This is a genomic window from Georgenia sp. 311 (genome assembly GCF_006151955.1).
GTDB lineage: Bacteria > Actinomycetota > Actinomycetes > Actinomycetales > Actinomycetaceae > Oceanitalea > Oceanitalea wutianyii.
Genome location: NZ_VDFS01000045.1, coordinates 87,270 through 92,027, shown reverse-complemented (window position 1 = coordinate 92,027; position 4,758 = coordinate 87,270). Strand labels below are relative to the sequence as shown.

The following is a 4,758-nucleotide window of genomic DNA, read 5'->3' as shown; positions in this document are numbered from 1 at the left end:
GCCTCACCACGACGGCGCCCCCGGCCATCATTGGCCGGGGGCGCCGCGTGTGGGTCAGTACGGCCGGTACTTGGCGACGATCGGGCACTCGAAGGGGTCGGCCTCCCCGAGGCCCACGCGGTTGAGGTACCGGACGACGATCCCGTAGGCCTGGATGAGTCCCGTCTCGCTGTACGGGATCCCCTTCTCTTCGCAGTACTCCCGCACCAGGGGCCGGGCCCGGCGCAGGTTGACGCTGGGCATGCGCGGGAACAGGTGGTGCTCGATCTGGTGGTCGAGACCGCCCATCGCCCACGTCGTCAGCCGGCCGCCGCGGATGTTGCGGGAGGTGAGGACCTGACGGCGGAGGAAGTCGACCGTGTCCCGCTCGCTGATGAGGGGCATGCCCTTGTGGTTGGGAGCGAACGTCGCCCCCATGTAGACACCGAAGACGACGAGCTGGATCGCGAGGAACCCGGCCGCCAGCCCGGGGCCGAGCACGACGACGAGCAGCGCCGGGAAACCGATGAGTCGCACGGCGAGGAGCGCGATCTCCAGCCCGCGGCCGGGCAGGTCACGCTGGCCGGCGACCGTCCGCACCGCGCTGTAGTGGAGGTTGAGCCCCTCGAGCGTGAGCATGGGGAAGAACAGCCACCCCTGGCGCCGGGTGATCCAGCCCAGCACGCCGGTGCGCCCAGGGGCGTCCTCAGGGTTGAAGACGAGCGCGCCGGTGGAGATGTCGCCGTCCTTGCCGATCGTGTTCGGGTCGGCGTGGTGCTTGCCGTGCTTGCGCGCCCACCAGCCGTGGCTGAGGCCGACGACGAGGTTCGCGACGATCTGGGACATCCGCTCGTTGCGCCGGCTCGAGTTGAAGACCTGCTGGTGCGCGGCGTCGTGGCCGAGGAAGGCCGCCTGGGTGAACAGCACACCGAAGAGGACCGCGACGGCCAGCTGCCACGGCGTGCGCCCGAGGGTGAGCAGGAGCGCGAACGCTCCCGCGAAGGCGGCCGTGAGGGCGAGGACGCGACCGACGTACCAGCCGTACCTGCGTCCCGTGAGTCCCGCGGCCTTGACCCGGCGAGAGAGCTCGAGGAAGTCGTTCACGGGTCGCTGGCGAGGCGGACGAGTGGTCGGCGTTGTGGTCATGGTCGGACAGTACGGACGAGGTGTCGTCGCGCGCGTCACACTGAGGAGCCACATTCGCCCCCTACCCGGGTACGGGGTCAGGCCCCGTCCGTGTCGGCACCGGCGAGCGGCACCGCGGCCTCGACGGCGAAGCCCCCGTGGGCCGTGGGCCCTGCGGACACGGTGCCGCCGAGCGCCGTCACCCGCTCCCGGATGCCTGCCAGGCCGAGCCCGGAGCCCGGCGCGGGCTCCCGCCTGCCCTTCGGGGCCGCGTTGACCACGCTCACCGCCACCACCCCGTTCCCGACGGCGGTCGTGACGTCGATCGTCGCGCCGGGGGCGTGCCGCAGGGCGTTGCTCAGCGCCTCCTGGACTACCCGGTAGACGGTGAGCCCGGCGGTGGGTGGCACGTCCGGGCCCGTCCCGGCGTAGGTGATGGCGGCACCGGAGGCCCGCGTGGCCTCGACGAGCTCGGGGATGTCGCCCAACCGCGGCGCCGGCGCCGTGGGGGCGTCATGGTCGTTGCGCAGGATCGACAGCAGGGCCCGCATCTCCTCCAGCGCCTGGCGTGAGGAGGCGGCGATGTCGTCGAACTCCTGCTGGACGTCCTGGCTCATGCCGGGTTTGCGGTACCGGGCGGTCGATGCCTGGACGTTGATGACCGACATGCTGTGCGCCACGACGTCGTGGAGCTCGCGGGCGATCCTGTTGCGCTCCTCGAGGTCGCGACGGCGCTGGGCCTCCTCGGCACCGAGCCGCTCGGCCTCCTCGGCCCGGTCGGTGTTCCTGGTCCACAGCCTGCCGAGGGCACCGAGGAGGGCGAGGCCGCCGCTCACCGCGAGGAGGACGATGCCGTTCGCGAGTCCGGCGTCGGGCACCTCCCCCACGACGAGGAAGGCCACGACGGTCGCGGCGGCGCCGGCCGTCCAGGCCACGGCTGCCCAGAACCACCGGTGCCGCAGCCCGATGAGCGCCACGAGGAGGCAGTACCCGACCAGCGCCGGCACCGGCCAGGGCCAGGGCGCCGACGAGTCGGTGGCGACCTCGGACGTGGCCACCATGGTGCCGAGAGCCGAGAGGGTCGACAGCCCGATGGCGGGCCAGGCCCACCGCACGGCCAGGACGAGCGCGGCACTCTGGCCCGCGGCCAGGACCATCGCCAGCGCGGGGTTCAGCCCGTAGACGATCACGAGGACGGGCCACTCGACGGCGAGCAGCGCGGCACCCGTGAAGGATGCGCCGACCCAGGCCCAGGCGGTCGCGCTGACCGCGGGCAGCCGCGCACCGTCCCCCGGCACCTCCCCGCGGTCCTGCTCGACGTCACCGCCGAGCATCGCCGAGGTCACCAGCGCGTCCGCGACGGCCAGGCCGCGGACGACGGTCGGCAGGGCGAGGAGGGCGAGGGCGCCGAGGACGAGGTTGATCCCCGAGTCGAGGAGGTAGGCCCCCCACCCGCCCTGCGGCACCCCGATGAGCACCGAGCCGAGCAGGTGGGGCCAGCCGGAGGCCGCCTCCGGCATGACGAGCGCCCAGATCCAGAAGGTCAGGCCACCGAGGGCGACGCCCGCCCACGCCACCGCGACGACGAAGGTGAGGAACCGTAGCGGCAGTGCGACGACCGACTCGAAGACGAAGTCGAGCCAGCGGCGCGAGTCGGTGAGGAGCCGGAGGGTGCCGAGCGGTCCGCTGCCGACCGGTCGGTAGCGCGCGGGGGGCATGCTCACGCCCCACGCCCGGAGCCGGCGCCGGGACAGCCCCGCGAACCGTGAGGCAACCGCCAGTGCCAGCGGCATGAGGACGGCGCCCACCCAGACCACGACGGTCGCCAGGGACACGGTGGTGAGCGTGAGGAGGACGACGAAGCTCACGACGGCGAGGGGCAGGCCGGGCATGACGTAGGCGAGGTCGTGCCAGAGCCGCCCGACGAGGATGCGCACACGGCTGACCCGCGCGGCAGTCGTGACGGTCGCACCTTCCATACCCGGCACGCTACGGTCACCGCCTTCCTCTCGCGTCCCTCCCGGGAGCCAGGCACTCCCCCTACCGGGGAGGCAGACCTTGGCTCGACACGTCTCGCCGCGAGTGTGCCGACTAGGTTGGGGCCATGTTCCCTCATCCTCCGGCCGACGAGGACACGCCCGTCCGCGTGCTCGTCGTCGACGACCAGTCCATGATCCGGGCCGGGTTCGCCGCGCTGCTGGACGCCCAGCCGGGCCTGACCGTCGTGGGCACGGCGGAGGACGGGCTCGGGATCACCGACGTCGTGCGCCGCACCCGGCCCGACGTCGTCCTCATGGACATCCGGATGCCGAAGGTCAACGGGCTCGACGCCACCCGAGCCATCCTCGAGGCGCCGGGCGAGCCGCCGCGCGTCATCATGCTCACGACCTTCGACGCCGACGAGTACGTCTTCGCCGCGCTGCGCGCGGGCGCGAGCGGCTTCCTCCTCAAGGACTCACCGCCCGAGGAGCTCGTCCACGCGGTCCGGGTGGTGGCCGCCGGGGACGCCCTCCTCGCCCCCAAGGTCACCCGCGCGCTCATCGCGGACTTCGCGGCCCGGCCGGTCGGACCGCCGCGCGCCGACAACTCCCTCACGCCGCTGACCGAGCGCGAGCTCGACGTCATGCGCCTGGTGGCCCGGGGCCAGTCCAACAGCGAGATCGCCGGCGAGCTGTTCGTCGCCGAGCAGACGGTCAAGACCCACGTGAGCCGCATCCTGGGCAAGCTCGGTCTGCGCGACCGCACCCAGATGGTCATCACCGCCTACGAGAGCGGGCTCGTGCGGCCGCAGGGCTGAGGCACGGCGTAGCCCTGAAGGTCCCGGAGTTCCTCCTACAACTGTTGATAGGACTGGAGGTCCCACCACTCCAGCAGGAGGAACCATGAGCACATCAGCACCGGTCGCCATCGTCACCGGCGCGTTCGGCGGCATCGGCCGTGCGGTCGCCGCACGGCTCGCCCGCGACGGCGTCGTCGTCGTCGCGACGGACATCCAGGGCGCCGAGGAGACGGTGGCCGCCATCGTCGCGGACGGCGGCACCGCGGTGAGCCGCACCCTCGACGTCGCGCGGCCCGCGGACTGGGCGGCGCTCATGGACGAGGTCGTCGCGGAGTTCGGCGGCGTCGACTACCTCGCCGCGTCGGCCGGGGTCGTCAACCGGATCAGCGCCGACACCGTCGTCGACCTCACGGAGGAGGCCTGGGACCACGTCCTCGGCGTCGACGCGAAGGGCGTCTGGCTCGGGATGCAGGCGGTCATCCCCTCGATGATCGCGCGAGGTGGCGGCCGGATCGTCAACATCTCCTCCCTCGCCGCCCACAAGGGCCTCCAGGGTCTCGCGTCCTACTCCGCCGCGAAGGGAGCGGTGGAGGCACTCACGCGGCAGGCCGCCGTCGAGTACGGGCGACAGGGCGTCCTCATCAACGTCGTCGCCCCGGGCACGATCGAGACGACCATCAACGCCGCCACGCTCGCGACCCCGGCCGGCGCCGCCGCGAGCGCGGGGACCACCGCGATCGGTCGGTGGGGCCAGCCGGAGGAGCTTGCCGACGCCGTCGCCTTCGTCCTGCGCGAGGGCAGCTTCATCACCGGCCAGGTGTTCCTCGTCGACGGCGGATGGTCGATCACGGGCGGCGTCGAGTACGGCGACTCCC

At 72.8% G+C, this 4,758-nt stretch carries 4 protein-coding genes; 2 read left to right on the top strand and 2 right to left on the bottom strand.

The annotated features are described in order from the left end of the window. Positions 1 to 54: 54 nt before the first annotated feature. Both FHE66_RS09910 and FHE66_RS09905 read right to left on the bottom strand, forming a co-directional pair. A complete protein-coding gene (locus FHE66_RS09910) occupies positions 55 to 1,125 on the bottom strand; it encodes an acyl-CoA desaturase (protein ID WP_139072794.1) in 1,071 nt (356 codons plus the stop codon). Positions 1,126 to 1,202: 77 nt separating this feature from the next. Then, positions 1,203 to 3,083 carry a sensor histidine kinase gene (locus FHE66_RS09905; protein WP_139072793.1) on the bottom strand — a complete coding sequence of 627 codons (1,881 nt, stop codon included), beginning with the start codon at positions 3,081 to 3,083 and terminating at the stop codon, positions 1,203 to 1,205. A gap of 125 nt (positions 3,084 to 3,208) precedes the next feature. Here FHE66_RS09905 and FHE66_RS09900 point away from each other — a divergent pair, with 125 nt between their 5' ends. Together FHE66_RS09900 and FHE66_RS09895 are read left to right on the top strand one after the other, a co-directional pair. Beyond that, positions 3,209 to 3,901, top strand: a complete 693-nt coding sequence (locus FHE66_RS09900) for a response regulator transcription factor (RefSeq protein WP_139072792.1) — start codon at positions 3,209 to 3,211, stop codon at positions 3,899 to 3,901. Positions 3,902 to 3,986: 85 nt separating this feature from the next. Next, on the top strand, positions 3,987 to 4,758 hold a 772-nt coding region (locus tag FHE66_RS09895; protein WP_139072813.1), incomplete at its 3' end, for an SDR family NAD(P)-dependent oxidoreductase.